At 75.4% G+C, this 1,453-nt stretch carries 1 protein-coding gene and 1 pseudogene; one reads left to right on the top strand and one right to left on the bottom strand.

Annotated features, from left to right (window positions below; all coding sequences use genetic code 11):
• Nucleotides 1-200, bottom strand: a pseudogene (locus AOK00_RS36250) (DUF6777 domain-containing protein); the annotation flags it as partial.
• Nucleotides 201-587: 387 nt separating this feature from the next.
• Here AOK00_RS36250 and AOK00_RS36245 point away from each other — a divergent pair.
• On the top strand, nt 588-1,453 hold an 866-nt coding region (locus tag AOK00_RS36245; RefSeq protein WP_063886722.1), incomplete at its 3' end, for a YndJ family protein.

Genomic DNA, 1,453 nt, shown 5'->3' with positions numbered 1-1,453 from the left:
GGGGAGGACACCTGGGCGGTGGCCCTGGCCGACGACTCGGTGAAGGGGTCGGGGCCCTGGCCGGCGTGCGGCTGGAGGAGGACGTCCTGCGCCGAGCCGGCCGCGGCGGGCTGGGCGCCGCCCCGGGATCCCTCCCAGACGGAGCTGCACCCGGCGAGGAGGAGCGACGCGGTGAGCGCCGCGAGCGCGGAACGGGCCACGGCGGCGCGGGGGGTCCCGCGAGGAACGGTCGGGTCGTGAGCGGTCGGGTCCTGAGCGGCCGGATCAAGAGTGGTCCGGTCGTGAGGGTCGTGAGCGGCCCCGTCGTGAGCGGTCGGGTCGTGAGCGGTCGGGTGGGTCGTGCCGGGAGCGGTGGGGGTCCGCCGCGTCCGGCCGAAGGGTGAGCGCACCTGGTTCTCCCGCTTTCTCTCCCCCGGGCCACGGCGCCCGGTTCCGGCCAGTCCTTCATGTCTGTCGCAGTGCGCGGGGCCCCGCAAGCGGAGGGCCGCCGCCCGTGTCGACACCCCCACTTGAACGCGTTCAAGAAAGGCTCTAGGCTCGGACGTGCCAGTTGAACACGTTCAAGTGGGGGATGCGCGATGACCGCACTGTCGGTCCTGGTGGGCACGGTCGTCACGATCGGTATGTTCTGGGTGGTCCCCACGGGGCTCGCGCTCCTCGACGGCCCCCGACCACCGGGCTGGGACCCGCTCCGGCGCGCCTGGCCCCTGCTCGCCGCCCCCGGCGCGCTCGCCCTGTGGCTGCCCCGCTCCGGACTCTCGACCGCGCTCGCCGCGCTCTACGCCCTCGCCACGCTGGCCCTCGCGCTCCAGGCCCCGGCCCGGCTGCTCCTGACCCGGTCCCTCGCGCCGGGCGAGGTCGCGGTCCTCACCGCCCTGGTCGCACCCTCCGTCGCCGGCCTCGCACTGGTCGCGGAACGGGCCTCGTACCCGCTCTTCGGCTTCGACCTGGACATCCTGGCGCTGACCGTCCCGCACTTCCACTTCGCGGGCTTCGCCGCCGCCCTCGTCGCCGGTCTCCTCTGCCGCGTCTGCGACGGCCCCACCGCCCGTTTCGCCGCGCTCAGCGTCCCCGCGGGCACGCTGCTCGTGCTGCTCGGCTACTTCGTCGACGACTGGGCCGAGCTGCTCGGCGCCGTCGTCCTGACGGCCGGCATGACGGCGGTCGCGGTCCTGACCCTGCGCGAGCGCCGCACCCTGGCCGCCGACCGCCTCACCCGGGGACTCCTCGCCCTCTCGGCCCTGGTCCTCTTCGTCACCATGCTGCTCGCGCTGAGCTGGGCCCTGGGCGAGGCGACCGGCCTTCCGCACCTCGGTCTGACCTGGACGGCCGCGACCCACGGCCTGGGCAACGCCCTGGGCTTCGCGGTCTGCGCGCTGCTCGCCCACCGCCGCCTCCGCCCGGAGCACCCGACGGCGGCACACCCCGCGACTCCCCCGGTTCCCACGAACCC

It is taken from the genome of Streptomyces aureus (assembly GCF_001418135.1).
In the GTDB taxonomy this organism is placed as follows: domain Bacteria; phylum Actinomycetota; class Actinomycetes; order Streptomycetales; family Streptomycetaceae; genus Streptomyces; species Streptomyces aureus_A.
Note: the sequence above shows the minus strand (reverse complement) of the source record. Positions and strands in the feature narration are given on the sequence as shown.